General features: G+C 61.2%; 23 protein-coding genes. 10 read left to right on the top strand and 13 right to left on the bottom strand.

What is annotated here, in order from left to right; translation table 11 throughout:
- Positions 1-61: 61 nt before the first annotated feature.
- Positions 62-1,225, bottom strand: a complete 1,164-nt coding sequence (locus ACR0LD_RS03260) for a pyridoxal phosphate-dependent aminotransferase (RefSeq protein WP_480635608.1) — start codon at positions 1,223-1,225, stop codon at positions 62-64.
- On the opposite strand from ACR0LD_RS03260, the gene ACR0LD_RS03255 reads away from it, so the two are divergent.
- Positions 1,224-2,606 carry a M48 family metalloprotease gene (locus ACR0LD_RS03255; protein WP_170438940.1) on the top strand — a complete coding sequence of 461 codons (1,383 nt, stop codon included), beginning with the start codon at positions 1,224-1,226 and terminating at the stop codon, positions 2,604-2,606. The genes ACR0LD_RS03260 and ACR0LD_RS03255 overlap by 2 nt on opposite strands.
- Entirely contained in the window at positions 2,603-3,361 is a 759-nt protein-coding gene (locus tag ACR0LD_RS03250; RefSeq protein WP_170438938.1) for a DsbA family protein, read from the top strand. Before ACR0LD_RS03255 ends, ACR0LD_RS03250 begins: the two co-directional genes overlap by 4 nt.
- Positions 3,362-3,433: 72 nt before the next feature.
- Here ACR0LD_RS03250 and ACR0LD_RS03245 read toward each other — a convergent pair whose 3' ends face one another.
- From ACR0LD_RS03245 to hemA, 4 genes are all read right to left on the bottom strand, one after another.
- Positions 3,434-3,799, bottom strand: a complete 366-nt coding sequence (locus ACR0LD_RS03245; protein ID WP_480635607.1) for a hypothetical protein — start codon at positions 3,797-3,799, stop codon at positions 3,434-3,436.
- Positions 3,800-4,078: 279 nt separating this feature from the next.
- On the bottom strand, positions 4,079-5,200 hold the full coding sequence (gene ispG / locus ACR0LD_RS03240; RefSeq protein ID WP_170358814.1) for a flavodoxin-dependent (E)-4-hydroxy-3-methylbut-2-enyl-diphosphate synthase: 1,122 nt from the start codon (positions 5,198-5,200) through the stop codon (positions 4,079-4,081).
- A gap of 72 nt (positions 5,201-5,272) precedes the next feature.
- Entirely contained in the window at positions 5,273-6,493 is a 1,221-nt protein-coding gene (locus tag ACR0LD_RS03235; protein WP_480635606.1) for a helix-turn-helix domain-containing protein, read from the bottom strand.
- Positions 6,494-6,622: 129 nt separating this feature from the next.
- Positions 6,623-7,846, bottom strand: a complete 1,224-nt coding sequence (gene hemA / locus ACR0LD_RS03230) for a 5-aminolevulinate synthase (protein ID WP_480635605.1) — start codon at positions 7,844-7,846, stop codon at positions 6,623-6,625.
- Positions 7,847-8,187: 341 nt separating this feature from the next.
- Between hemA and ACR0LD_RS03225 the strand changes: the two genes are divergently transcribed.
- The gene (locus ACR0LD_RS03225) at positions 8,188-9,573 is read left to right on the top strand and encodes a dipeptidase (protein ID WP_170446473.1); all 1,386 of its coding nucleotides are present in this window, start codon (positions 8,188-8,190) and stop codon (positions 9,571-9,573) included.
- 158 nt (positions 9,574-9,731) lie between these two features.
- On the opposite strand, the gene lpdA is transcribed toward ACR0LD_RS03225, so the two are convergent.
- The gene (lpdA, locus tag ACR0LD_RS03220) at positions 9,732-11,126 is read right to left on the bottom strand and encodes a dihydrolipoyl dehydrogenase (RefSeq protein ID WP_480635604.1); all 1,395 of its coding nucleotides are present in this window, start codon (positions 11,124-11,126) and stop codon (positions 9,732-9,734) included.
- A gap of 211 nt (positions 11,127-11,337) precedes the next feature.
- Here lpdA and ACR0LD_RS03215 point away from each other — a divergent pair, with 211 nt between their 5' ends.
- Positions 11,338-11,769 (top strand): hypothetical protein, encoded by a 432-nt coding sequence (locus ACR0LD_RS03215; protein ID WP_480635603.1) that lies wholly within the window; start codon positions 11,338-11,340, stop codon positions 11,767-11,769.
- Here ACR0LD_RS03215 and ACR0LD_RS03210 read toward each other — a convergent pair.
- The 4 genes from ACR0LD_RS03210 to ACR0LD_RS03195 all read right to left on the bottom strand — a co-directional run bounded on the left by ACR0LD_RS03210 (position 11,766) and on the right by ACR0LD_RS03195 (position 18,310).
- A complete protein-coding gene (locus ACR0LD_RS03210; RefSeq protein ID WP_170338132.1) occupies positions 11,766-12,344 on the bottom strand; it encodes a DUF924 family protein in 579 nt (192 codons plus the stop codon). The genes ACR0LD_RS03215 and ACR0LD_RS03210 overlap by 4 nt on opposite strands.
- Before the next feature lie 108 nt (positions 12,345-12,452).
- Positions 12,453-13,724: an MFS transporter gene (locus ACR0LD_RS03205; protein ID WP_170338636.1), complete on the bottom strand. Its 1,272-nt coding sequence runs from the start codon at positions 13,722-13,724 to the stop codon at positions 12,453-12,455.
- A 108-nt stretch (positions 13,725-13,832) separates the two neighbouring features.
- On the bottom strand, positions 13,833-14,879 hold the full coding sequence (gene queA / locus ACR0LD_RS03200; RefSeq protein ID WP_480636273.1) for a tRNA preQ1(34) S-adenosylmethionine ribosyltransferase-isomerase QueA: 1,047 nt from the start codon (positions 14,877-14,879) through the stop codon (positions 13,833-13,835).
- A 44-nt stretch (positions 14,880-14,923) separates the two neighbouring features.
- On the bottom strand, positions 14,924-18,310 hold the full coding sequence (locus ACR0LD_RS03195; RefSeq protein ID WP_480635602.1) for a YhdP family protein: 3,387 nt from the start codon (positions 18,308-18,310) through the stop codon (positions 14,924-14,926).
- Between the two features lie 68 nt (positions 18,311-18,378).
- On the opposite strand from ACR0LD_RS03195, the gene ACR0LD_RS03190 reads away from it, so the two are divergent.
- From ACR0LD_RS03190 to ACR0LD_RS03165, 6 genes are all read left to right on the top strand, one after another.
- Positions 18,379-18,840 (top strand): peroxiredoxin, encoded by a 462-nt coding sequence (locus ACR0LD_RS03190; RefSeq protein WP_480635601.1) that lies wholly within the window; start codon positions 18,379-18,381, stop codon positions 18,838-18,840.
- 77 nt (positions 18,841-18,917) lie between these two features.
- Entirely contained in the window at positions 18,918-19,736 is an 819-nt protein-coding gene (locus tag ACR0LD_RS03185) for a ferritin-like domain-containing protein (RefSeq protein WP_480636271.1), read from the top strand.
- 175 nt (positions 19,737-19,911) lie between these two features.
- Complete coding sequence (locus ACR0LD_RS03180; RefSeq protein ID WP_170358803.1) at positions 19,912-21,237, top strand: DUF5930 domain-containing protein; 1,326 nt, start codon at positions 19,912-19,914, stop codon at positions 21,235-21,237.
- Positions 21,227-21,730, top strand: a complete 504-nt coding sequence (locus ACR0LD_RS03175; protein WP_170338122.1) for a bactofilin family protein — start codon at positions 21,227-21,229, stop codon at positions 21,728-21,730. Before ACR0LD_RS03180 ends, ACR0LD_RS03175 begins: the two co-directional genes overlap by 11 nt.
- A 179-nt stretch (positions 21,731-21,909) precedes the next feature.
- Positions 21,910-22,599: an aquaporin Z gene (gene aqpZ, locus ACR0LD_RS03170; RefSeq protein WP_480635600.1), complete on the top strand. Its 690-nt coding sequence runs from the start codon at positions 21,910-21,912 to the stop codon at positions 22,597-22,599.
- 234 nt (positions 22,600-22,833) lie between these two features.
- Positions 22,834-24,057: a hypothetical protein gene (locus ACR0LD_RS03165; protein WP_480635599.1), complete on the top strand. Its 1,224-nt coding sequence runs from the start codon at positions 22,834-22,836 to the stop codon at positions 24,055-24,057.
- A 16-nt stretch (positions 24,058-24,073) separates the two neighbouring features.
- Here the strand turns inward: ACR0LD_RS03165 and ACR0LD_RS03160 are convergent, their stop codons facing one another.
- From ACR0LD_RS03160 to ACR0LD_RS03150, 3 genes are all read right to left on the bottom strand, one after another.
- Positions 24,074-25,036, bottom strand: a complete 963-nt coding sequence (locus ACR0LD_RS03160; RefSeq protein ID WP_480635598.1) for a DUF3179 domain-containing protein — start codon at positions 25,034-25,036, stop codon at positions 24,074-24,076.
- 122 nt (positions 25,037-25,158) lie between these two features.
- A complete protein-coding gene (locus ACR0LD_RS03155) occupies positions 25,159-25,704 on the bottom strand; it encodes a peptidylprolyl isomerase (protein WP_170338115.1) in 546 nt (181 codons plus the stop codon).
- Entirely contained in the window at positions 25,697-26,203 is a 507-nt protein-coding gene (locus tag ACR0LD_RS03150) for a peptidylprolyl isomerase (RefSeq protein ID WP_093962382.1), read from the bottom strand. The genes ACR0LD_RS03155 and ACR0LD_RS03150 overlap by 8 nt, the downstream gene beginning before the upstream one ends.
- Between the last annotated feature and the right edge of the window lie 12 nt (positions 26,204-26,215).

Genomic DNA, 26,215 nt, shown 5'->3' with positions numbered 1-26,215 from the left:
TCAAGTTTTCCCGAGATCGTTTGGCAGGAGCCTATCGCAGCGTGGCCGGTTTGTGAACGCCTCAGGCCGACTTCTGCGCCGTCCGGCGATCCGCCATGAAGCTGCGCAACCGTTCAAGGCCCTGTTCAATGTCCTTGGTCGACCGGGCGTAGGAAAAGCGCAGGGTCGTGTGGCCGCGCACCGGGTCGAAATCAAGCCCCGGCGTCACGGCGACGCCGGCTTTGTCCAGGATCTCGGCGGCAAAGGCGCGGCTGTCCTGGGTCAGGTCCGAGACATCGGCATAGACATAGAACGCCCCGTCGGGTGGCGCGATGTTGGTGAACCCGGCCTCGGGCAGGCCCTTCAGCATCAGGTTGCGGTTGCGCCGATAGACGGCCAGGTTGCCCTGCAGTTCGTCTTCGCAATCCATCGCGGCCAGCGCGGCGACCTGGCTGGCATGGGGCGCGCAGATGAACATGTTCTGGGCGATGCGCTCGACAACGCGCACCTGATCTTCCGGCACCACCATCCAGCCGACGCGCCAGCCGGTCATCGAGAAATACTTGGAAAACGAGTTGATGACATAGCACTCGTCGGTCAGTTCCAGCGCAGTGACCGCCTTGGCCTCGTATTCCAACCCGTGATAGATTTCGTCGCTGATGAACGAGGCCCCCTGCCCCCGCGCGGCCTCGATCAGCGCACCCATGGCGGCGTGGTCCAGCATGGTTCCGGTCGGGTTCGCGGGCGAGGCCACCATCAGCCCCTGCAGGTCGAGCCCGGCAAAGTCCTGTGGCACGGGTTGCAGGCGGTTTTCCGGCGCGGTCGGCAGATCGACCGGCACCAGACCCAGCGCCCGCAGAATCTGCCGATAGGAGGGATAGCCCGGCGCGCCGATCCCCACCCGGTCGCCGCTGTCGAACAGCGCAGTGAAGGCCAGCAGGAATCCGCCCGAGGATCCGGGAGTGATCACCACCCGCTCGGGGTTCAGGTCGACGTCGTACCATTCGCCGTACATCCGTGCGATGCGTTGCCGCAGCGCCGGCAGGCCCAGCGCGACGGTATAGCCCAGCGGGCCTTGCCGCATCGCCTCGGCCAGCGCCTCCAGCGCGCCTTGGGGCGCGCCGGTTCCGGGTTGGCCGACCTCCATGTGGATGATGTGGCGCCCGGCCTCTTCAGCGCGGCGCGCGGCCTCCATCACGTCCATCACGATGAAGGGATCAACGCCCGACCGGGTTGAGTTTCGCATGCCCATCTCCCATGTTGCGACCATGGCTTTTGAACGCGGATCCCGGCTGGCGTCAATCCCGGCAATTCTGCTGGCGGTGGCGCTGTGGATGGCGTCGACCGCGCAAAGCCACGCGCAAAGCCTGATCCGCGACCCCGATATAGAACACGGGCTGCGCGAACTGGCCTTTCCGATCTTGCGCGCCGCCGGCCTGAACACCAACCGCGTGCGGGTGATGGTCGTCAAGGACGGGACGTTCAACGCATTCGTCATCGACTACAACACGATCTACCTGAACCACGGACTGATCCTGACGGTCGACAGCCCCGAGATGCTGCAGGCCGTGATCGCGCATGAGGCGGCCCATATCGCCAACGGGCACCTCGCCCGTCGGGCCGAGAACCTTCGGGCGGCTCAACGCGCGGCCGGTTTCGGCACCGCGCTGGCTCTGATTGCCGCCGCTGCGGGCGGCGGAGAGGCCGCCGCGGGCATTGCCGCCGGCACCCAAGGGGCCGCAATCCGCAGTTTTCTGGGCCATACGCGGGCCGAAGAATCCTCGGCGGATCGCAGCGCCGCCAGCTACCTGCGTTGGGCCGAGATTTCCCCCATTGGCATGGTCGAACTGCACCGCAAATTCGCAGGCCAAGAATTGCTGAACGAGATCAATCAGGATCCCTATATGCGCTCGCACCCGACCAGCCGTGAACGCCTGCGCGCTGCCGAGGAATTTCTCTACCAATTCGGGGATCGGGCGAAATCTAACCCGAATGCCGACTACTGGTTTGCGCGGGTCAAGGGCAAGCTGTCCGCGTTTCTGCGCTCTCCCGGCTGGACCCTGCGGCGGGCCAAGGAAGAAACGGCGCAGGATATTCGCCTGATGCGCGAGGCCGCCGCCCATCATCAGAACCGCAACCTTTCGGCTGCGCGGGCAGCCATTGATGGTGCGCTGGCCATCCGCCCTGACGATCCGTTCTATCACGAACTGAAGGGGCAGATCCTTTTGGAGAACCTTCGGGTCTCGGAGGCGGTCACGGCCTATGCCAGGGCGTCCGAGCTGGCTCCGACCGACGCATTGATCATGGCTGGCTACGGGCGCGCCCTGCTTGCTGACGGACAGACCAAAAAGGCCCTGCAGGTGTTGGAAAGCGCACGCGCCCGCGACTACCGGAACGGCCGCCTGATGCAGGATCTGGGAATGGCCTATTCAAAGGTCGGCAACAACGGTATGGCATCCGCCGTCACTGCCGAGCGTTTCGCTCTTGAGGGGCGCCTGCTGGATGCCGGAATTCACGCAAGACGAGCCATCGGTCAGTTGCCCGAAGGCTCGACGGGTTGGCAACGGGCACAGGATGTGCTGATTGCCGCAGAACAAGCTGAGAAATCGAAAAGGAACCGGAAATGATCCTCAGACACGCAGCACCTGCCCTTCTGGGGCTTTCCCTGATTACCGGTCCGGCCAATGCGCTGGATCTGTCCTCGATGACCGACTCCGAAAGAGCAGAGTTCGGCGCGCAAGTGCGGGAATACCTCCTGGAAAATCCCGAAGTCATTCTCGAGGCGATCAACATCCTTGAGCAACGCAACGCTGCGGCCGAAGCACAGGCCGACCAGCAATTGATCGCTGAAAACGCCGACGAGCTGTTCAATGACGGCTATAGCTGGGTCGGTGGCAACCCGGACGGCGACATCACCCTCGTCGAGTTCATGGATTACCGTTGCGGATACTGTCGCCGCGCGGTCCCCGAAGTGGACGCGCTGCTGGCCGAGGATGGCAACATCCGCCTGATCATCAAGGAGTTCCCAATTCTGGGCGATGCGTCGGTTCTTTCGTCGCGCTTTGCCATCGCCACCAAGCAGGTCGCCGGGGATGACGCGTACAAGCAAGTCCATGACGCCCTGCTGGAATTCACGGGCGAGCCTTCGGAAGTGACGCTGCGCCGGATCTCGGACGGGCTGGGACTGGACAGTGACGCCATCCTTGTGGCGATGGACAGCGACGAAGTGACCGAAGAAATTGCCAAGACGCGGGCACTGGCGCAGCGCATGCGGATTTCGGGCACCCCATCCTTTGTTCTGGGCACCGAGATGCTGCGGGGCTTCCTGCCCGCAGATCAGATGAAACAGATCGCTGACGGTGTGCGGGCTGAACGCGGCTGAAGCAGCTGGGGCGGCTTGATCGCCGCCCCGTTGAAACGACGCCCTAGTCGTTTGGATACGGGGCGTCGCATTTCATCGACACGACCCATGTCGGAGTTCCAGTTTTCTAAATTGGGTCGCGGGTACGGATTTGCCCCGAATTCCCGATGGAATGACGTCACGCCCCTGCCGTTTGCTTTCAGCCAGAATTGCCTGCAGGTCCTGGGGATTGTCGTACTTGCGAATACCGGTGTTTTCAGAAATTGGGCCGGTTGGGCAGTAGGTCGCCCCTGCGATCTGTTTCGCCAAAGCATAGGCCGCCTGGGCATCCTGACCGGTTTTGAACGATACCGCGACCCGAGACGCCAGCTGCGGGTCGACATTCATGATCGGGGTCAAACGGCCCCGCGGTTTGCCGGTCCCGCCCGGGCTGAGCCGGACGTCTGCGCGCGTTGTCACTCCGTCATTTCCGAAACCGGACACATGCACCGACATATACCCAAGTTGCGTCCCCGGTGCAGACTGCGGAACTGGAACACTGAAGAAACCGGGGCGTTTGTCCGACCCGGTAGAGGGGCTGCTGCACGCAGAAAGAAGGATGACGGCAAGGGCCGTCACAAAAGGCATTGGTTTCAAAGAATCGAACTCCGGTCCAGACAGTCGATATCGCGATTGATACCGCAAAAATGGGCCTAAAAATGGCTTATGATGAATTAGTTCCGGATCGAAGTTAAAGTACTACTCCGCCGCCTCGGCCGCGGCTTCCAGCTCGGCCGCCTTCTTTTCCACCTGCTCGACGATGTGGTCGATCATCTGTTCGTTCGACATCTTGTGGCTGGCCTTGCCCGCCAGATACACCATGCCCGAGCCTGCGCCGCCGCCGGTAAAACCGACATCGGTCATCAACGCCTCGCCCGGGCCGTTGACGACGCAGCCGATGATCGACAGGCTCATCGGCGTCTTGATATGCTCCAGCCGATGTTCCAGCGTCTCGACGGTTTTGATCACGTCGAACCCCTGCCGCGCGCAGGACGGGCACGAGATGATGTTCACGCCCCGATGGCGCAGGCCAAGAGACTTGAGTATCTCGAACCCGACCTTCACCTCTTCGACCGGATCGGCGGACAGGCTGACGCGGATCGTGTCGCCGATGCCCATCCACAGCAGGTTGCCCAGCCCGATGGCCGACTTGATCGTGCCGCTGACCAGCCCACCGGCCTCGGTGATGCCCAGATGGATCGGGGCGTCGGTGGCCTCGGCGATGCCCTGATAGGCCGCGGCCGACAGGAACACGTCGCTGGCCTTCACGCTGATCTTGAATTCGTGGAAATCGTTATCCTGCAGAATACGGATATGCTCCAACCCGCTTTCCACCATCGCTTCAGGGCACGGCTCGCCATATTTCTCCAGCAGGTGCTTTTCCAGGCTGCCCGCGTTCACGCCGATGCGGATCGAGCAATTGTGGTCGCGTGCGGCCTTGATGACCTCTTTCACCCGCGCCTCGTCACCGATATTGCCCGGATTGATGCGCAGGCAGGCGGCACCGGCCTCGGCGGCCTCGATCCCGCGGCGATAGTGGAAATGGATATCCGCCACGATCGGCACCGGGCTTTCGCGCACGATCTCCTTCAACGCTTTCGACGACGCCTCGTCCGGGACCGAAACGCGCACGATATCGGCCCCCGCCTCTGCCGCAGCTTGTACCTGCGCCACGGTCGCGGCGACATCGGTCGTCAGCGTGTTGGTCATGGTCTGAACGGCAATCGGCGCGTCGCCACCTACCGGGACATTGCCAACCATGATCTGGCGGGATTTGCGGCGATAGATGTCGCGCCAAGGGCGCACATGGTTCAGAGACATGAAAACGGATCCGCGTCAGCCTGGGGTCTGGCCTTTAGATAGTCCGGGGGCAAGCCCGCCGCAATGGCAAGATCACTCTGCCGGCGCCTCGGCGGATTGTGTCTGAAGCTCAGCCACCAGCTGTTTGAGCGCAATGTTTTGCTCAGCCTCAAGATCCGCCACGGCATAAGTCTCGGCCACAGCGTCCTTGGACAGAACCACACCCTTGGCGACGGTTCCCGGTGCACCAGCCGGCCCATAGAGCTCGCCGTTCATCGAGAAATACACGTTGCCCGACGCACCGGCCCGCAGTTGCGGCGGCTCTTCCGTCAAGGGAACCTCAAAGCTCTTGCCGTTTTCGACGGTTCCCAACGTGCCTTCGAAGATCACGCTGCCATCCGCTGCGGTGACCCGCATCCAGGCCGGTTCGACCGCGACGATTTTCAGCGACGTGTCGACCTTTTCAACCACCTGTGGAAGGGTCGCGGCAGTTCTTTCGACGGTATGAATTTCAGCCAGCGCGATTTCCGGGACTTCCGGCGGACGGAACGTGCCTACGGTCCGAGGATCGAGTGTGGAAATCGGGGCATCCCGTGCAACCATCACCGGTACATCCAGTGCTTGGGGGCGGTAGAGACGGTCCAGCGCTTCGGGGCTGGGAATTTCAGCGGCCGCAACCTCGGTCGTTCCGGACTCGGTCCGGATGGCCGACAGCGGGTCAAGATCGGACAGCACGACCGGGGCCTGTTCGACGGGCGAGACCTGAACCTGCTGGATCTTGTTCAGAACCGACCAGCCGCCATATCCGATCCCGGCGATCAGCGCGAGGAGGACAAGCGACGAGCCTACGGCGCGCGGCTCGATCTGGCTGAACACGGACTCGCGGCCGGGAATGTAGGGCGTGTTCGGCGAAATGAACGGATCGCGCCCCATCGGGCCACGGTTCGGAAGGTCCCCGACAAATTTTTTGACGACCGATGCCTGTGCGGACATACCATGGGCCACTTCGAACCCGCTTTCCTTGCAGAACGCAGCAAAAGTGTCGTCAGGGTTCATCCCCAGATAACGGGCGTAAGAACGCACATACCCGGCGATGAAGCCGGGTGTGTCGAATGCGTCTGGATCGGCATTCTCGATGGCAGCGATGTAGTTGGCCTTGATCCGCAGTTCGCGCTGTACGTCGAGAAGAGACTTGCCCATCGTCGCGCGCTCACCGCGCATCACGTCGCCAAGCCGTACTTCGTAGTCGTCGAACCCCTTGGGCCTGACGTCCACGTCTTCTTCGGAATTGCGCTGTGTCCTGCGCCCAATCATTCCTGCTGCCCCATTCTGCCCATCGCGTGTTTCACGCTAACGGCGAATCATCCCCATAACGATTCGTCCGCTACTTTTGTTAGCGTAAGCTTAACACGCGGCAAACAAGTTGCACATGTCGGCGTTAGGTTAACCAGCAAGTTCGGCGCGATTTAGCGCACAATGTGACCAAAGTTCGTCCATGGCCTGGACCAGACGGTTCATCTCGTTGGGTCCATGAACCGGCGAAGGCGTAAAGCGCAGACGCTCCGTCCCCCGCGGAACGGTCGGGAAATTGATCGGTTGCACGTAGATCCCGTAGTCGTCCAGCAGCATGTCGCTGAGCTTTTTGGTGTGCACCGGGTTGCCAACGATCACCGGAACGATGTGGCTGCCGTGATCGATCAGCGGCAAGCCCAGACCCTTCAGTCGCAGCTTGAGGATCTTGGCTTGGGTCTGATGCTGCTCACGCAGTTCGGGCGCTGTCTTGAGATACGCCACCGAGGCCGCAGCACCGGCCGCAACCGATGGCGGCAGCGAGGTGGTGAAGATGAAGCCCGGCGCATAAGAACGGACCGCATCGCACATCTTCGCGCTTGCTGCGATATACCCACCCATCACGCCGTAGGCTTTGGCCAAAGTGCCATTGATGATGTCGATCCGGTGCGCCAGGCGGTCTCTCTCGGTCACACCGCCGCCGCGCGGGCCGTACATCCCAACCGCGTGCACTTCGTCGATATAGGTCAGCGCGCCGAATGCGTCGGCCAGATCACAGATCTGTTCGATCGGACCGAAATCGCCATCCATCGAGTAGACCGACTCGAACGCGATCAGCTTCGGCGCCGCCGGATCGTCGGCTTGCAGCAGCTCGCGCAGGTGCTCAACGTCATTGTGACGGAAGATCCGCTTGGCCCCGCCATTTCGGCGGACACCTTCGATCATCGACGCGTGGTTCAGCTCGTCGGAATAGATGATCAGCCCGGGAAACAGCTTGGGCAGCGTGCTGAGCGTGGCGTCATTGGCGATGTAGGCGCTGGTGAAAAGCAGGGCCGCTTCCTTGCCGTGCAGATCGGCCAGCTCGGCCTCGAGCCGCTTGTGGTAGACGGTCGTCCCCGAGATGTTGCGCGTCCCGCCAGAGCCCGCTCCGGCTGCGTCGATCGCCTCGTGCATCGCCTCCAGCACGACGGGGTGCTGCCCCATGCCAAGGTAGTCGTTGCCGCACCAGACGGTGATGTTCTGCTGTGACCCGTCGGGACGCGTACGCACGGCATGGGGAAAATGTCCGTTGCGGCGTTCGATGTCGATGAAGGTCCGGTAACGGCCTTCGTCGTGCAGCCTGGCAATCGCTGAGTCGAGCTGAGCAGTGTAGTCCAAAGGACCCTCCTTCGTGACCCCGCCGCAGGGTGATTGCACGGCAAGGCTGTGTTCCGATGCGTATCATAACCGATTTTTCGGCCGCATCCGCGCCTATTTTCAGGTTTCCTGCCTAACGCCCAGACAGGGGTCGCAACTTTGATTTGCATCAATTATCGCCTTGAACCCGCAGCGACAAGTAAAGTTGAGACCATAAGGCGCGAGGAAACGACGCAGGTTACGTGCCGTTTCGCGCAGAATGTTTCCGATCAGACGCGCGTTTTCCCGCCGCTACGGGCTGGACGGCGCTGCCAGCGCTGTTAGGGTCCGCCGCAATATCTCATACATTCAGGAGTACACCCATGTCGCTTGACGCCACTCTGAGCAAAATCGACTCCGACCTCTCAGCCTCCATCGAGCGGCTGATGGAGTTTCTGCGAATCCCGTCGATTTCCACCGATCCGGCCTTCAAGAAAGACGTGGACAAGGCAGCCGACTGGTTGGTCGACGACCTCAAAAGCATCGGGATCGATGCGAAAAAGCACCCCACCCCGGGCCACCCGATGGTCGTGGGCCATGTCGGCGACGATGCGGACGCCCCGCACGTGCTGTTCTACGGCCACTACGATGTGCAGCCCGTTGATCCCTTGGACCTGTGGAACCGTGACCCGTTCGACCCGGCGCTGGAAGAGACAGAACACGGTCAGGTCATCCGCGGACGGGGCTCTTCGGATGACAAGGGCCAGTTGATGACTTTTGTCGAAGCCTGCCGCGCCTGGAAGGCGGTCAACGGCAAGCTGCCTTGCCGCATCACGTTTTTCTTCGAAGGCGAAGAGGAATCCGGTTCACCTTCGCTGGTCCCATTTCTCGAGGCCAACAAGGAAGAGTTGAAGGCCGATCTGGCGCTGGTCTGCGACACCTCGATGGTCTCACGCGGTGTGCCCTCGATCGCATCGCAACTGCGCGGCATGCTCAAGGACGAATTCACCATCATCGGTCCGCGCATCGACCTGCATTCCGGCCATTACGGCGGCCCCGGCTTGAACCCGCTGCGGGAAATCTCGCGGATCGTTGCCTCGTTCTACGATGAGGAAACCGGACGGGTCGCTGTGGAAGGTTTCTACGAAGGGGTCCACGAAGTCTCCGCCGAGCAGCTGCGCCAGTGGGAGAACTGTGGTTTCGACGAGGCCGAATACCTCAACTCGGTGGGTTACACGCGACCGCATGGTGAGAAAGGGTACTCGACCCTGGAACAGCAGTGGGCGCGCCCGACGCTGGAGATCAACGGATTGTGGGGCGGCTACAACGGCGCCGGTTCGAAAACGGTGATCCCCAGCCAGGCACATTGCAAGATCACCTGTCGCCTGGTCGGTGAAATGGACCCGGACAAACTGCGCGACAAGATCCGGAAGCATGTTGAAGACCGGCTCTCTGCTGACGCCAAAGTCGTCTGGGACAATGATCTCGAAGGCTCCCCCGCATCCGTGATGAACCTGGATCGCCCGGAATTCGAAGCGGCACGCGCCGCACTGTCCGACGAATGGGGGCGCGAAGCCGTTTTCACCGGCATGGGAGGATCGATCCCGGTGGTGGGGTATTTCAATACGGTCCTGGGTCTGGATTCAATGTTGGTCGGCTATGCCAACGACGATGACGCAATCCATTCGCCCAATGAAAAATACGACGTGAAGAGCTTTCACAAAGGGATCCGCTCGTGGGCCCGAATTCTGGACGCTCTGAGCCGATAGCCGCGAATATCGCAAGGCGCTGCCTTGCGCTCCGGGATACTCCGAGCCGGGTGAAGCGCGGATGCGAACTTCATCTGGCCGGCAGTATCCCGGGGGTGTCGCGGGCAACGCGGCCGGGGGCACCGCCCCCATAAGCCGCAGCCCGCGGACAGACCGTTTTACATGTGGATCACGCGCCCGTAGGCGTCCAAAACCGATTCATGCATCATTTCCGACAAGGTCGGGTGCGGGAAGACTGTATTCATCAGGTCTTCTTCGGTAGTCTCCAACTGGCGACCGACGACATAGCCCTGAATCAGTTCGGTCACTTCCGCACCAACCATATGGGCGCCCAGCAACTCGCCGGTTTTCGCGTCGAATACGGTTTTTATCATGCCTTCCGGCTCGCCCAATGCAATTGCCTTGCCATTGCCGATGAACGGGAAGCGGCCCACCTTGACATCAAAGCCAAGCTCCTTGGCCTTGGCCTCGGTATAGCCAACCGACGCGACCTGGGGATGACAATAGGTACATCCAGCGATGCTCTCCGGTTTCACGGGATGGGCATGTTTGCCAGCGATGAGTTCTACGACCATCACGCCTTCGTGGCTGGCCTTGTGCGCAAGCCAAGGCGCCCCGGCGATGTCGCCGATTGCATAGAGGCCATCGACCCCGGTCCGGCAGTATGCATCCGTCACCACATGGGTGCGGTCAATTTTGACGCCCAGCGCCTCAAGCCCGAGGTTCTCGACATTTCCGACGATCCCAACGGCAGAGATGACAGTATCGAAATCGTGCTTTTCGACCTTGCTGCCGGTTTCGATATGAGCCGTCACCTTGCCTTTGCCGCGATCCAGCTGCTTGACCATGGATTTCTCCATGATCTTCATGCCCTGTTTGACAAACGATTTCTTGGCGAACGCGCTGATCTCGGCATCTTCGACCGGCAAGACCCGATCCATCACTTCGACCACGGTCGTGTCTGCGCCCAACGTATTGTAGAAGCTGGCAAACTCGATCCCGATCGCTCCGGACCCGATAACAAGCAGCTTTTTCGGCATCCGGGCCGGTTGCAGCGCATGTTTGTAGGTCCAGACCAGATCGCCATCTGCTTCCAGGCCCGGCAACTCGCGCGCACGGGCACCGGTGGCCAAGATGATGTTCTTCGCCGTCAGATCCTCGGTGCCCTTGTCGGTCTTGACCGTCACTTTGCCTTTCGACGGGATTGTCGCCTCGCCCATCACGACGGTGACTTTGTTCTTCTTCAGCAGATGACCGACGCCGCTGGTCAGTTGCTTGGCAACCCCGCGCGAGCGTTTGACGACCGCGTCCAGATCGTAACCGATCTTGTCGGCACTCAGACCGAAGTCCTTTGCACGCTCCATCAGGTGGAACACTTCGGCCGACCGCAGCAAGGCCTTGGTCGGGATGCAGCCCCAGTTCAGGCAGATGCCGCCCAGATGCTCGCGCTCGACCACGGCGGTCTTGAGGCCCAGTTGGGCCGCACGAATGGCAGCCACATAGCCGCCGGGGCCCGCACCGATTACGATCAGATCAAAGGATTGTGCAGCCATGTTTACCTCTCGGCGCAGGTCGATTGAAAACTAGTTTACCGTTAAACTATTTTTTTGAACGCATCAATATGCTGCCCCGCGACATATGTGACGCAGGGTCATCAAAACAAGAGCGCGCGGTATTCAGCCTATACCCCGCGTCCCTTGAAGGCTAGAAAAGACCTGCAACCATGTTCGAATTTCGGATCTGCAGATTTTAGGGAAACCAATCATGGCCAAGACTGTCAAAGATTTGTTGCTTGCCCTTTTGAACGCCACACTGATCCTTGTGGCTCTGTGTCTGTTCCTTGGTTGGAAGCTGGCGCGAAGCGTCGAGAATATTCAGGACAACTTCAGAGAAAGCCTGCAAATCGTTCAGCCGCTGCGTGAACAGGCGCAGGGCGTCCGAGAGGATCTTGCAAGTCTGCGCGCTGATCTGTCCGGTATTCGCATCCTGGGAGATGATGAGCCGGAGTTGAAGCAGAAGCTTCAGCAGGCGCTGGTGCGATTGGACGAGGTCCAGGCCAAGCTGGAAACCACGCAGGCTCGCCTCAACGAACTGGTCGAAAACCCTCAGCTACTGATTGATTACGCAATCACCACGGCCGTCGATGCCGCAACGGCCAGGCTGATCGAATTGCGCGGATGTGGGAAGGCGGCCTAACCCGCCGCCTGCAACTCACGCACCGTTGTGCCGTATCCGCCGCCGCTGACATATGCGGCTTCGGGTGCCGTCGTCTCACGGGCAAGCGCCGCGTTGCGGTATGGGAAACGCCCAAACTTGCGGATCACCTCACGATGGGCGCGGGCATGCAGCAGATTGCTTGCACCATGTTCCGGCATGCGCTGGCACATCAGGCGCACACAGCGCTCCTGATCGCACAGGTTCTCTGAGTGCATCATCGGCAGGTAGAAGAACTGTCGGGCTGGCTCGTCGATCTTCAGATCCCATTCCTTGTCGACGGCACATTTCGCTGCTGCCAGTGCCGCCTTGTCGGATGAGAAGGCTTTGCCGCTGCCTCGGAACATGTTGCGCGGAAACTGGTCCATGAGGATGATGTAGGCCAGCGATCCGCTGGGATATGTCAACCACAGAGAGAACTTACCCTCGCACGCGGCTTGCCATGTCTCAAGGAAGCGGTCCCGTATCTGCGCATCCAGCGCTTCATCTTCGCGGTACCACCCCTCGGGGCCTACTTCATCCAACCAGAAACTCAGTACTTCTTCAGGACCAACCATTGCCCTTGACTCCGTCTGTTCCCCCCCGAGGGACGTAACGTCATATAAGTCGGTTTTACAGACTTGTTACAGTAACATATTGCAACATTGACGACATAAATCCGGCGGTCAGGCAGGTTGGTGTTCTTCCTCTTCGTCCTGCGCGGCTTCGATCGCGACTTCTTGCGCAACTTCCAGTGCGACCGGCGATGCCGTCGGGTACAGCGGCGACATGGTGCCGGTTTCGTCCACGGGCACCGAGGCCCGCTGGGTCATCCGGTAGACCGCATAGACCGCCATGGCAAACAGTAGTGCGGCAATGAACAGGAAGAAGCCGGACGGCCCGAACACGGCATCCCCCATCAACCAGCCGGTGATCAGCGGGCCGGCAATTGCGCCGAGCCCGTTGATGAAAATCAGCCCGCCGGACGCGGCTGCCATATCTTCGTGTTCGAGGTAGTCGTTGGTGTAGGCGATCAGCAGGGAATACAGCGGATTGGACATTCCACCGATGACAAAGGCCGCAGCCAGCAAAACCGGGAAGTCGACCCCGAAAACCATGCCCACCGCCGCACTGATGCCGCCCACGACCGACACCAGCAGGATCAACAGGCGCCGGTCCATACGGTCCGAAAACCAGCCCAACGGGTACTGCAGAACCAATGCGCCGATGTAGAATGACGCCACGAAGGTTGAAATCTCGACCAGTGTCAGCCCTGCCCGCGCGCCATAAACCGCGGCCATGCCGAACTGAGCCGAGAAGATACCACCCAACAGGAACATGCCGACACAGCCCAAGGGCGACGTGTCCATCAACTGCCTGAGCGTCATCGGCTTGGTCGTATCAAACGCCGGCGTCGGTGAAATCGACAAAAGGATCGGAGCAAAGGAAACGGAAACCAGGATCGAGGCAATCACAAAGGTTTCGTACCCAGCCGGGTCCCCTGCAAGCATCAGTGCCTGAGCGCTGACAATGCCGATCATCTGGACGATCATGTAAAGCGACAATGCCTGGCCACGGTTTTCGTTGCTCGCGGCGTTGTTCAGCCAGCTTTCGGCGGTCACGTACACGCCGGAAAAGCAGAACCCGATCACCACACGGCCCAGCGACCACGCGATCGGATCGGTCAGCATCGGATAGCTGATCATCACGGCAGAGATGAAGGACGCCAGCGCCGCGAAGACCCGCACGTGCCCGACCCGCCGTATCATCTCGGGTGCAAGTCGGGATCCGCCCAGAAAGCCGACGAAATACGCGGACATGACAAATGACATCTGCAGGGTCGAAAACCCTTCGATCTCGCCCCGGACACCCAACAGGGTGCCCTGCAGGCCGTTGCCGATCATCAGCAGACCCATTCCGAGTAGAAGCGCCCACGCGCTGGCAAGTACCTGAAGCATGTTTGCACTCCAAATCCGCTGAACAATGGCTTTCGTTAAAGGATCAAACGATGTCCCGGTCGCGCTTGTCTACGACATTCACCAGATTCGATCCCGCGATCCCGCCCTCTAAGGGATCAAAAGCGACGCGTCACCATAGGAAAAGAAGCGATAGCCACTTTTGATCGCATGATCATAGACCCTCAACATCCTGTCCCTTCCCATCAGCGCCGAAACCAGCATCAGAAGCGTCGATTTCGGCAGATGGAAATTGGTCATCAGCGCGTCGGTGACCTGAAACTGGAAGCCGGGGTAGATGAAGATGTCGGTCTCCCCCTCCCAAGGCTGGATCGATCCATCGCGCGCGGCACTTTCGATCAGACGCAAGGCCGTGGTGCCAACCGGGATGACGCGTCCACCGGAGGCTTTGGTCGCCTGAATCTCGGCTGCGGCCTGCGGACTGACCTGCCCCCATTCGGCGTGCATCTTGTGGGTCGTCACATCCTCGACCTTGACCGGCAGGAACGTTCCGGCCCCGACGTGCAGGGTAACATGGGTGAACTCGACACCTCGATCCGCAAGGGCTTGCAACAATGGCTCGTCAAAGTGCAGAGAGGCGGTCGGTGCCGCCACGGCCCCGGCCTGCCGCGCCCAAACGGTCTGGTAATCGGTCTTGTCACGCTCGTCCGCCGACCGTTTGGCCGCGATGTAGGGGGGCAAAGGCATTGCTCCGGCCTGCTCGAGCGCCCGGTCGAAATCATCGCCCTTCAGATTGAAGCGCAGATGGGCCTGGCCGTCAGCGACCCCTTCCAGAACCGCGCTGAGGTCGACGGAGAACACGATCTCTTCGCCCACCCGGATCTTCTTGAGCGGTTTCAGCAATGCGCCCCAGGTGCCGTCCGCGCGGGGCTCAAGCAAGGTGGCCTCGATCGCGGCCGAGACCGGACCCTGGGCGCTGTCACGGTGACGCCGGCCGCTCAGCCGGGCCGGGATGACGCGCGTGTCGTTCAGCACCAGCCGATCACCGGGGCGAAGCCAGTCGGGCAGGTTGAACACCCGATCATCCGAGATCGCGTCACCCTGTGCCACCAGCAGGCGCGCCGAAGACCGCGGGCTGGCGGGCCGCGTGGCAATCAGGTCATCCGGCAGGTCGAAATCGAAATCACTCAGCTTCATGGCCGCGCCATACATCGCCCGAACAGATTCGGCCACACTCTGCGTCAGCGGTCCTCGCCCCGGCTTCCCACCGACGGGCTGGGTCCGTCCGGTGCGACAGGCGTTGCGTTGGGGCCGTCGGAAACGGTTGGGGCAGGTTCTCGTAGCAAGTTGCGCAGAAACAGTGGCGCCAGACCGGACAGCGGGTTCACGGACACTTGCGGGGCCGAGATCGGGCCCACCAGCGTATAGTTGAACGCGAATACGCCCTCGCCCTTCTTGGTCAGGACGCTGCCAATCGCGTTCACCATATAGATCGGAGAGATCGCGCCGCGCAGGTTCAGGAACTTTCGTTCGGTATCCACCGTCCCGTCGAAGGACAGCCCCATCGACGGCCCGACCGCACTGCCGCTGAGAATCTTGACCTCGGTCGGCGTGATCCGCATCTCGCTGTCGATTGAAGAGAAGTAGATCCCCTGCCCGGCCATCTCGGTCAGTAGACCGACAAGGCTGATGGCGTTCAGCAACGCCGCCATGGCCGGAGCATCCTGGATCCGCGTGTCCGTGATTTTCAGGGTCAGATCGTAGTTGCCCGGGCCAGCCACCGGATTCAACCGGAGTTGCAGCTTTCCTCCTCTGGCCTGGGTCAACAAACCGGCAGACCGCAGTACCGCACCGGCGTCCACAGATTGCAGGCTGACCGCACTGCGCGATCCGCTGGGCACAACCTGCCCCTGGACCGGGGCGCCTCCGTTGACCTGAGCGGAAAATCCACCCTTCAACCCTCCGGTCGTTTCGAAATTGCCCTTCAAACCGGTCAGGGCCACTTCCTCGGTCACCTGCAGCCGGTCCAGCGCCACGTCAAGGTTCGGACCTCGACCCGATGACGCGCCGCCGCCGCTGCCGCTGCCGAACGTCGCTTTGCCCAGGTTGAGAACGCCGCCCAAAACGCGGATATCCGGCGCCGCGGCACCACGGCCGATCAACTCGGCCGGAACAGCCAACCAATCGCCCAGTTCAAAAGAACTGAACTGAACCCGATCCAAAGCGCCATTTGCGATCGAGATCGAGGCCACCGCGCGCAATCCGGCGGCATCAATCCGCAGGCTGTCCACTCGCAGTTGATCGCCCAGCGTCGCCTCGGTGGCCAACGTCCCGGCAGTGGCTGCGGATTTTTGCCACCCCAGTTCGGGAATTGCCATTCCGACGCCGACCAGATCAGAGGTCGCGGTCAGCTTTGTCGGCTCTCCCCCTCCAATTCCAAGACTGATCTCAGCCACGCCTTGCCCGGTCAGCATACCGGACGGCAATCCGGCCTTCAGTTCATCCATCAACCGCGGGGACAGTTCGATCTGCCCACTGAGTGTGCTGCGTTGTGCTGTCTTGCCGCCGATCGGTTGTCGCCAAGTCGCCTGTATCGGCACCTCACCGAACAGACCGTCTCCGTCTATGGCCACCTGGGTCTGATCCCCGCTCAGGCGCAGTTTGGCGGCGCTGATGCGGAAGCCCGGAACCAGTTTTTCCGTATCCAGATCAATCAATTCTCCCAGAAAGTGAAATTGCGTGTCCTCGAATTTCAACCCCTTGATCAAGGGCAGAGACAGAGTGCCGCCCAGTCGCACGCTGCCCGAAGCCAGATCAACCGGAAGGTTTGCCTTGGTCAGCAATTGCAGCGGCGCCCGGTCAAGCAACGACAAGGCCGAGGTCACACTGCCACTGGCTTGAACACGCACAATGCCCGGTGTATTCTTTTTGATGTCTGTATCCGGGATGATGAACGACGTCCCAGAGGCATCAACCGCGCCACCGTCATCGGCGATCACCACGCCCTTGCGGGCGGTCACCGTGAATCGACGGCCAATCAGCGTGGCCTGCCCACGCCCGCCTTGGATCGGCGGCAAGGTCTTGGCAAACCGAACCAGCGCATCATCGAAATCGAAATCAAGATACAGTTCGGGCTTGGAATCTCCGGGCCGCAGCCTCAGAACGAAGTCCATGTCCGAAAGATTGCCTTCGTACAGGTTCTCGGTCACCCATTTGCGCGGCTTCGGAGCCAATCGGGGCGGCCAGTAATGCAGCAGCTTGTCCGATGCCATGTGCCCCAGCCGCGCGTTCAGATCCACGCTCCACCCCTCCGGCAGGCCCACAAGCTCGCCCGAAGCGCGCAATAGGTCTTCGCCATCCTCGACCACGACCTGCCCCAGCTGCAGCCGGAAGGGGTTCAGGCGCACTTGAAAGTCCAGATCGGCCTGCTTGACCTCTAGCGCATCAACGAACAGGTCGGCTGGGTTCACCCGGATACCGTTCAGACGGAACTGCACCGCCATGCTTTCCAGCGCGCCGGCCTCTACACCCTTCAGATAGGCTTTGCCCTCGCCCTGTACGCTGCCCCAGCCCGACACCACGGAAACCTCGTTGAAATCCAGAACCTGCTGCGCCGGGTCATAGGTGAAATACGTGCGGGCCGAGTCGAACGGAACCGGTCGGGTCTCGGGGTTGGGCTGAACGGCCCCGGCCCCAAGGTTCAAGGTTGCAAATACCGGCCCGAGCGCGCCGGCCCCGTTGATACTGCCGCGCAATGCGCCCGAGATCGGCGTGTCCAATACCTGCAACCAGGCCAGTGCCGGGGTTTGCGCCGCCACGTCGGTCGCCGGAAGATCGGTGATCGAAATCCCGAACTGCGCCTCGGGTGAGCCGAGCGTGCTGGTGTAGTTCGCTTCGATCATGCTGACATAGTCACGGCCCGCCAACACCGAGAACCCGGTCGCCAAGCGCAGGGCGCCTTCGCTCCGCGTCGCCAGAATATGCCCGCCGTCCAGAACCCAGGACCGCCCAAGGCGCAGATCCCGATAATCCAGCGTAATGGCGTCAAGCTCGACCGAGGTCAGGGACGACAGAACCGGTGACAGGAAAACCTGATCGGACTGTTCAATCAATTCGGCCAAGGTTGGCGCATTCTGCACGGGCGCGCTGCCGGAACCGACGGTCAGCGAGAGCGATCCGTCCTCGGCTCGGGTCAATGCGATCTGCGCGCCGTTGAGGGTGATCCGCTTGGGCCGGACATGGCCGCGCAGCAGCGGGCGCATCGCCAGGCTGGCCTGCATGCTTGAGACCTGAGCGATTTGGCGCCCCTCAGCGTCGCTGATCGAAACATCGCTGAGCCGCAGACGCGGGCGCCATTCCTGATTGATGATAAAGCTGACATCGCCGAACCGGATCTGCAGGCCGCCCAAAGCGTTTTCCAGACGCGTTTCGACCCGGTCGCGCAGCCATTCCGGCGCGTGGATCCGATGGCCAAACACCATGACCCCGGACAGGACGGCCAGAAACACCAGCAGGAACACCCCGCGCAAGGCCCACAGCCCGGCTGTCCGCCGACGGGATCGGCGGCGCAGCGGTTTCCCGCCCTTCTCAGCCTCGTCCTGTTCGTCTTGCGCCAATTTGCCGTCCACGTCTTTCAACCTGCCCGAGCCGCCCTATGATACGCGGCATCACCTACAAATCCTGACCGGAGTTCAAAATGCCTGACGTTGCAGACATCGCCCCCGATTTCACCTTGCCCCGCGATGGCGGCGGCACGGTTACTCTGTCGGACCTGCGCGGTGGTCCCGTTGTTTTGTTCTTTTATCCCCGCGATGATACGCCGGGCTGCACCAAGGAATCCATCGGTTTCTCGGAGCAGCTTCAATCCTTTGCCGACGCCGGCGCACAGGTTTTCGGCATCTCTCGCGACAGCGTCGCCAAGCACGACAAGTTCGTCGCCAAGCACGGGCTGACCACTCCGCTGCTGTCCGACGAAGGTTCGACCGTGTGCGAGGATTACGGCGTCTGGGTCGAAAAAAACATGTATGGCAAGAAGTCGATGGGGATCGAGCGCTCGACCTTCCTGATCGACGCCGACGGAAAGATCTCCCGCGTCTGGCGCAAGGTCAAAGTTCCCGGCCATGTGGATGAGGTGCTGGAGGCCGTACGCGCGCTTTGACGCTGCGGGCCATCCGGTCTAAGAGGCGGCAGTTTTCATCCAACCCGAGGATTACCGTGGCCAAAACCCTGACCAAGATGGCAACCGAGGTTCTGACCACTGCGGATGGGCGGTCCAAGACCGCCCTTTCCAAACGCTATGCCGCCAAATGGTTTGCGGCGCGCAACAGCGACGCCCCCGCGATCGAAGTCGGGACAGCCACGCCACCGTTGCATCCGTCGCGTCCTGACAAGCCCGAGCTGCTGTCGCCGCGCGACGTGCCGCGCCGTCGCCCCGGCTCGGAGGCTGGACGCATCGCGCTGCTGCACGCTGTGGCCCATATCGAGTTGAATGCCGTGGACCTGCACTGGGACATCATCGCCCGGTTCGGGCATGTGCCGATGCCGGTCGGTTTCTACGACGACTGGGTAAAATGCGCCGAGGAGGAATCGCGCCATTTCGAAATGATCTGCGACTGCCTGGAAGCGATGGGCAGCCACTACGGCGACCTCCCGGCCCATGCCGGGATGTGGCGTGCGGCCGAGGACACCGCCGAAGACCTGATGGGCCGGCTGGCGGTGGTGCCGATGGTGCTCGAGGCGCGCGGCCTCGACGTGACACCGGGCATGATCGACATCTTCCGCAAGGCCAAGGCCGATCAGGCCGTGGCCGCGCTTGAAGTGATCTATGCCGAAGAAGTCGGGCATGTAGCCTATGGCTCGAAATGGTTCCACTTTCTGTGCGGCCGCGAGAATGCCGACCCCAAGGACGTGTTTCACCAACTGGTCCGGCGCTATTTTCATGGCGCGCTCAAGCCGCCCTTCAACGAGGAAAAGCGGGCCGAAGCCGGCCTGCCGCCCGATTTCTACTGGCCTTTGACCGAGGATCTGACGCCCCCGGGAGACGCGAAACGCTGACGGAATCGCGCCGCTTTCGGCAATTTTCTGCCGATGACGTGCGGGAAAACACCGTAATTGTCGACCAATCGGTTAACAAACTTGCCCAACCGGGACCGGCCCTTTAAGCAATCGGCCCAAGGGGCGGCGATCCACTCACGACCGGTCCCGACATTGGGGATGAGAGGTAAGGCGCGTGAGAACCCGTCTGGCAATCAAACTACACTCACTGCTCGAACGGCACTTCCCGGAACGCCGGGTCTTCCTGAAATCCGACAATGACACACGCTTCATCCGGCTCAGCTCGGAGACGCAGATCGTGGCAGCGCTTGGCGTTTCGATCATGGTCGGCTGGACGGCGGTCGCCACGGCGATCCTGCTGATGGACAGCATCGGGTCGGGCAACTTCCGTGAACAGGCCAAGCGCGATCAGGCGACCTATCAGGAACGGCTGAACATCCTGTCGCAGGAACGCGACGCGCGGGCCCAGGAAGCACTGGCCGCGCACGCCCGGTTCAACTCGGCGCTTCAGCAGATCTCGGCGATGCAGTCGGAACTGCTGGAATCCGAAAACCGTCGACGCGAGCTGGAAACCGGCATCGAGGTCATTCAGACCACCCTGCGGTCGACCATGAAGCAACGTGAGGAAGCCCGGGCGCAACTCGCCGAGCTTCAGGAGAAATCCGATGGCGCATCGGTTGCGATGTTCGCCTCTGCCGCTCCGGCACAGATCGAATTCATGGCCGACGCCCTGACCCGGACAGCACAGCAGCGGGACCAGATCGCAACTGATGCACAGGCGGCACTGGACCAGCGCGATGAGCTTGAGCTGGAAATCCTGCTGATGCAGGAACGCAATGACGAGATCTTCCGCCAGTTGGAAGAAGCCATGGTGATCTCGGTTGAACCGCTGGACAAGATGTTCCGCGAGGCCGGAATGCCCACCGACCGGATGCTTGACGAAGTGCGGCGCGGCTACAGCGGCATGGGCGGCCCGCTGACGCCGATTTCCTTCAGCACCCGCGGCGAAGAGCTTTCGGCAGATGAGGTGCGCGCAAATCAGCTTCTGCAGCAGATGGACCAGCTGAATCTGTATCGCATAGCGGCCGAAAAGGCCCCGTTTGCCACACCGGTCAAATCGGCGTTCCGGTTCACCAGCGGATATGGTTATCGCCGCGACCCCAAAACCGGCGGGCGCCGGATGCACAAGGGCACCGACTTTGCGGCTCCGACAGGCACGGATATCTTCGCCACCGCCGACGGTGTCGTGACCCATGCGGGCTGGCAATCCGGCTATGGCCGTCTGATCAAGATAAAGCACGCCTTCGGGGTTGAGACACTTTATGCCCATAACTCGAAGATCCGCGTGAAGGTCGGCCAAAGGGTCTCGCGCGGGGATCACATTGCTGATATGGGTAATTCCGGACGGTCGACCGGAACGCATCTGCACTACGAGGTGCGCGTGAACGGAAAACCTGTAAACCCAATGGACTTCATCAAGGCTGCGAACAATGTTTTCTAAAAGCAAAATCAACGAGCCCGCACCCAAGGCATCCGAAACGGCCAAGCCGGCAGCCCCGGCGCCTCAGGCGACCCCTGCCCCGACCGAACAGAAGGCCGCAAGCACCGCGCCCAAGCCCAAGCCGCCGGCATCGGTTCTGTCGTCGGACCTGCATATCACCGGCAACATCAAGACCACCGGTGACATCCAGGTCGAAGGAACCGTCGAAGGCGACATCCGCGCGCATCTGCTGACTATCGGCGAAACCGCGACCATCAAAGGCGAAGTGACCGCGGACGACGTGGTTGTGAACGGCCGCATCGTGGGTCGTGTACGGGGTCTCAAAGTACGTCTGACCTCGACCGCCCGGGTTGAGGGCGACATCATCCACAAGACCATCGCCATCGAAAGCGGCGCGCATTTCGAAGGCTCGGTTCAGCGTCAGGACGATCCGCTGAACCCGGGACGCAGCGGCAAAACCGGAGCCAATCCGGCGGCTGAAGTCAGCCAGTAAACCGCTCCGAGTACCGAGTTCCAAGAACGCCGCGGCCACTGTCCGCGGCGTTTTTCTATGCCCATCAGGCAACAATCCGTCCCCCTATCAAGACCGCAAAGCCCTGCACGCGCGATACATTTTCACAAAAGGTGTTTTTTGAATTAAACTTCACCTCGTTGAAATTGGGAGGTTTTATCATGCGAGCAAAACTGATGGCCGAATTCTTCGGCACGTTCTGGCTGGTTCTCGGCGGTTGTGGCAGCGCAGTGCTGGCTGCCGGGGTCGCCGATGTGGGCATCGGATGGCTGGGCGTGTCGTTCGCCTTCGGCCTGACGGTCCTGACCATGGCCTTTGCGGTCGGCCACATATCGGGTGGTCACTTCAACCCCGCCGTCAGCCTCGGGCTGATGATCGGTGGGCGTTTCCCGTCCAAGGATCTGCTGCCCTACTGGGCTTCGCAGGTGCTTGGAGCGATACTGGCCGCAGCCGTTCTGTACGTGATCGTCAGCGGCGCACCTGGCTTCGAAGGCGTGGGCAGCTTTGCCTCGAACGGGTATGGTGAGGCCTCGCCCGAAGGATATTCGATGATGTCGGCGCTGGTGATCGAGATCGTTTTGACCGCCTTCTTCCTTATCATCATTCTGGGCGCGACATCCGAAAAGGCTCCGGCCGGATTTGCGCCCATTGCCATCGGTCTTGGGCTGACGCTGATCCACCTGATTTCGATCCCGGTCACCAATACGTCGGTGAACCCGGCCCGCTCGACCGGGGTGGCGCTGTTTGCCGATGGACCCGCCTTGGCGCAGCTGTGGCTGTTCTGGGTCGCCCCGCTGATCGGTGGCGCTTTGGGAGCCGCGATCTGGAAAATGATGGCCTCGGACGAATAGAAACCCGTCCTACTAATGCAAACCCCCTCCCGGCCTACGCCGGGAGGTGACTCTGTTATACGGTTGCGTGGGCCACACCCGCGGCAAGAATTCGACCGGTCGGATCAGGGTGGTTGAATTTCCGGAACGAACCGCCAGAATTCGCAGAACTCTGTGAAAGACCTGATCATGATTTCCTGGCCAAAGTTCCGGCGCCCCGCTTCCGCAATTCCCGCATCCACCGCCTGGATTGCGATGGCCAGTATTCCGCTGGTTCATTATTTCTGGCCAGACCTCGGCGCGGTCTCTGATCGGGATCAGACTGTTCTGTTCGCTCTGACGATCTTTGCCATTCTGGCCCTATCCGAGATTTTCATAGCGCGAATTCATCGCAAGCCGGGCAGCGGCTTGGTCTACAACCCGGAAAACTTCAAAGACCCGGCGTATCTGGCTGATTTCTTGATCAAACTTATTGGTCTGTCGGCCAGTCTTGCGCTGCTTGCGCTGTTCTACTCCACCGCCGACCTCTACCGGGATGAATGGTATCAGCCGTTCTTTTCGCTGTTCGGTGACTACTGGCCGCTGATCCTTGCGATTGTCCTTTCCGTTGTCACGGCGGTTCATTTCTCGATGCGACATCCTCGCGACGGCATGTGGCATCTGGGGCGTGTGGTTTTGTCTTTTGGTCGCCAATCCACCGGGGCCCGCGAGTTGAAATCCTTTCTTCTTGGGCTGGGCGTCAAAGGGTTCTTTCTGCCACTGATGTTCTGCTATCTGGTCTATGACTGGAGCTTTCTGCAGACCAGTTCGCTGTGGGATGCGCAGGACTTTCAACAGATCTACGCATATCTCTACCGCTTTGCCTTCTTTCTGGACTTGACGATCGTCACCATCGGCTATGCCACCGCCACCCGGCTTCTGACCTCTCACATCCGCTGGACCGAGACGACGGTGAGCGGATGGCTGGTCTGCGTGATCTGCTATGCCCCGTTCTGGCAACTGCTGTCGCGCAGCTATTTCAACTATGTCGAGGATGGCTTCGCCTGGGGTGTCTGGCTGTGGGATTACCCTGTCCTCTACGGATTGTGGGGCGGCACCATCCTGTTCTTCCTGACGGTCTATTGTCTGACCGCCGCGCGCATGGGTCTGCGGTTCTCGAACCTGACCTATCGCGGGCTGGCCTGCGACTTTCCCTACAACATCAGCAAACACCCGTCCTACATCAGCAAGAACATCACCTGGTGGATGATTTCAATCCCGTTCATCGCGGTCGACTTCTGTGCAGGCCTGGCCAACTGTCTGGCCCTGCTGGGTGTGAACCTGATCTATTTCGCACGGGCCTGGCACGAAGAGCGCTGCCTGTCACGCGCGCCGTCCTACCGAGCCTACAAAAAGCACGTGAACGAATACGGTCTTCTGGCCCGCATCCGGCGCGGCCTGAGCGGCTGGACCCGGAGCGTTGCCAGACAGGTGAATTGATCGCGCGGCGCGCGGGTCAGCGCCCTGTCATCCAGATACCGTCGGGCCAGAAGGCGTGGAAGGCAAACGCGAACATCACATCATGCACGACATCCCGTCCGGCACCATCCGTGACGCGGATCGATCCTATGTCGCGTCCCTTGTCGACGCGCCCGGCGTCCAGAGCCGAAGCCTGCCCCGCCGACCAAACGATGACAACGCCTGCTTCTGACAATCGCCCAGCCGCACGCAACCGCGTCAGAGGCCAGGCCCGCTCACCGACACGCACCACCCGTTCGAGCGGTTGAATACCATGCGGAGGCAGCGCGCCGTCATACAGGAACGGTCTGCGCGCGCTGTCATACCCTCGATAAGGGTTGCGCCCGTAGTCCCGCGCAAAATTCGGCTCGGCCATCACCAGACCGTCGGGATTGCGCTTGCGGAACTGATCCCACCCTTCCATCCACGCTGGCAGCGCTGTCAACTGAGCACCGGTCAACTGGCCCACGATCGCCTCGCCGGTGGCTTGCTGCCACCAGCTTTCGGTTTCGCGGTCATACATGATCATGTCCGAATTTCGCAGCTTGCCGGACACGCCGAAACTGAGAACCCGTCCCGGGATACGCCGATCAAAAACCAGCCCCGAATTGCACAATGGGCAATATGTAACCGCGACTGGACGGTTGCCGATGCGATCATTCACGATCTCATGCCAGATCAGGTAACGCAGGGGATAGGCGCGCGAGCGCTTACCGGGCAGTTCCACCGTGATCACGGCCTCGGTCAGCCCCAACCCGGTTTCCGCCGAAGCCGGGACAAACTCGGGTTTGTCGATGGCAGGGATGTCGTCTTTCGGCGGCCCGCCGGACCGGACCTCAGACCAGTCACCGATCGAGGTGACCGCAAAATCGGTTTTGGGCCATTCGTCGCGCCACAGGTTCGGGTCCGCGGACACCGCGGTTGCGCAGAACAGCAGAAGGGCAAACAGACGGCATCGCATGAGGCACCTTTGGCTACCTGCCATCGTGCGTCAGGCCGTGCGGCCGGGCCAAGCCCCTTACACAGGGACGTGAAGCGCCGTGCGCGGACAACCCGGCGCGCAATCCGCGCCGGGTCTAGGGATCATTCGGTGACGGTAACCTTGGTCATGACGTCCGGTTGGCCGACCACCGCGCCGTTCGGGCCTGTGCCGCGTTTGATCGCATCAACAACGTCCATGCCATCGGTCACCTTGCCCACCACCGTGTACTGGCCATTCAGGGTCGGGGCCGGTTCGAACATGATGAAGAACTGCGAATTTGCGCTGTTCGGATTGCTGGCGCGAGCCATTCCGACAATGCCGCGCTCGTACGGAACTTCGGAAAACTCGGCAGGCAGGTCCGGACGGCTTGAACCGCCGGTACCGGCGCGACGCATGTCGCTGCCCAGTTTACCGTATTCCACGTCCCCGGTCTGTGCCATGAACCCCTCGATCACACGGTGGAACACCACCCCGTCATACTTGCCTTCGGCGGCCAGAGCGGTGATCTGCTCGACATGCTTGGGCGCGACGTCTTCGAACAGGTCGATGGTGATCGTGCCGTTGGCCTCGCCCTCGACTTCGATCTGCAGGCCTGCGGCCAGCGCGGGGCTGGCCAACAAGGTAAAAACGGCGGCCAGCTTATACATCGGCGGCCACCTTGACGCTGATCATGCGGTCGGGGTTCGCAGGCGGCTCACCACGGGTGATGGCATCGACATGCTCCATCCCCTCGATCACGCGGCCATAGACGGTGTATTGGCCGTTCAGGAAATGGTTGTCCTTGAAGTTGATGAAGAACTGCGAGTTGGCCGAGTTCGGGTTGGCCGAACGGGCGGCACCCAGCGTGCCCCGGTCATGCGGCAGCTTGGAAAACTCGGCCGGAAGGTTCGGCAAGGACGACCCGCCAGTGCCTGCCATGCGGATGTTGAAGCCGTCTTCCATATCGCCGTGCTGCACGTCGCCGGTCTGGGCCATGAAGCCGTCGATCACCCGGTGAAAGGCCACGTTGTCATACTCGCCCGCGCGCGCGAGTTCCTTCATGCGCTCGCTGTGCTGAGGCGCCACGTCGGGCAGCAGTTCGATGACGACGTTGCCGTCCTTCAGCTCGATGATGATGGTGTTTTCGGGATCCTTGATCTCGGCCATGGGGCCCTCCTG

The organism is Ruegeria sp. BF8 (genome assembly GCF_056538625.1).
Note: the sequence above shows the minus strand (reverse complement) of the source record. Positions and strands in the feature narration are given on the sequence as shown.

Coding starts and splice junctions, on each gene's coding strand:
- ACR0LD_RS03255 (WP_170438940.1), top strand. CDS start 1,224: ATGCCCATCTCCCATGTTGCGACCATGGCTTTTGAACGCGGATCCCGG.
- ACR0LD_RS03260 (WP_480635608.1), bottom strand. CDS start 1,225: ATGCGAAACTCAACCCGGTCGGGCGTTGATCCCTTCATCGTGATGGAC.
- ACR0LD_RS03250 (WP_170438938.1), top strand. CDS start 2,603: ATGATCCTCAGACACGCAGCACCTGCCCTTCTGGGGCTTTCCCTGATT.
- ispG (WP_170358814.1), bottom strand. CDS start 5,200: ATGTCTCTGAACCATGTGCGCCCTTGGCGCGACATCTATCGCCGCAAA.
- ACR0LD_RS03235 (WP_480635606.1), bottom strand. CDS start 6,493: ATGATTGGGCGCAGGACACAGCGCAATTCCGAAGAAGACGTGGACGTC.
- ACR0LD_RS03225 (WP_170446473.1), top strand. CDS start 8,188: ATGTCGCTTGACGCCACTCTGAGCAAAATCGACTCCGACCTCTCAGCC.
- lpdA (WP_480635604.1), bottom strand. CDS start 11,126: ATGGCTGCACAATCCTTTGATCTGATCGTAATCGGTGCGGGCCCCGGC.
- ACR0LD_RS03215 (WP_480635603.1), top strand. CDS start 11,338: ATGGCCAAGACTGTCAAAGATTTGTTGCTTGCCCTTTTGAACGCCACA.
- ACR0LD_RS03210 (WP_170338132.1), bottom strand. CDS start 12,344: ATGGTTGGTCCTGAAGAAGTACTGAGTTTCTGGTTGGATGAAGTAGGC.
- ACR0LD_RS03205 (WP_170338636.1), bottom strand. CDS start 13,724: ATGCTTCAGGTACTTGCCAGCGCGTGGGCGCTTCTACTCGGAATGGGT.
- queA (WP_480636273.1), bottom strand. CDS start 14,879: ATGAAGCTGAGTGATTTCGATTTCGACCTGCCGGATGACCTGATTGCC.
- ACR0LD_RS03190 (WP_480635601.1), top strand. CDS start 18,379: ATGCCTGACGTTGCAGACATCGCCCCCGATTTCACCTTGCCCCGCGAT.
- ACR0LD_RS03185 (WP_480636271.1), top strand. CDS start 18,918: ATGGCAACCGAGGTTCTGACCACTGCGGATGGGCGGTCCAAGACCGCC.
- ACR0LD_RS03175 (WP_170338122.1), top strand. CDS start 21,227: ATGTTTTCTAAAAGCAAAATCAACGAGCCCGCACCCAAGGCATCCGAA.
- aqpZ (WP_480635600.1), top strand. CDS start 21,910: ATGCGAGCAAAACTGATGGCCGAATTCTTCGGCACGTTCTGGCTGGTT.
- ACR0LD_RS03165 (WP_480635599.1), top strand. CDS start 22,834: ATGGCCAGTATTCCGCTGGTTCATTATTTCTGGCCAGACCTCGGCGCG.
- ACR0LD_RS03160 (WP_480635598.1), bottom strand. CDS start 25,036: ATGCGATGCCGTCTGTTTGCCCTTCTGCTGTTCTGCGCAACCGCGGTG.
- ACR0LD_RS03155 (WP_170338115.1), bottom strand. CDS start 25,704: ATGTATAAGCTGGCCGCCGTTTTTACCTTGTTGGCCAGCCCCGCGCTG.
- ACR0LD_RS03150 (WP_093962382.1), bottom strand. CDS start 26,203: ATGGCCGAGATCAAGGATCCCGAAAACACCATCATCATCGAGCTGAAG.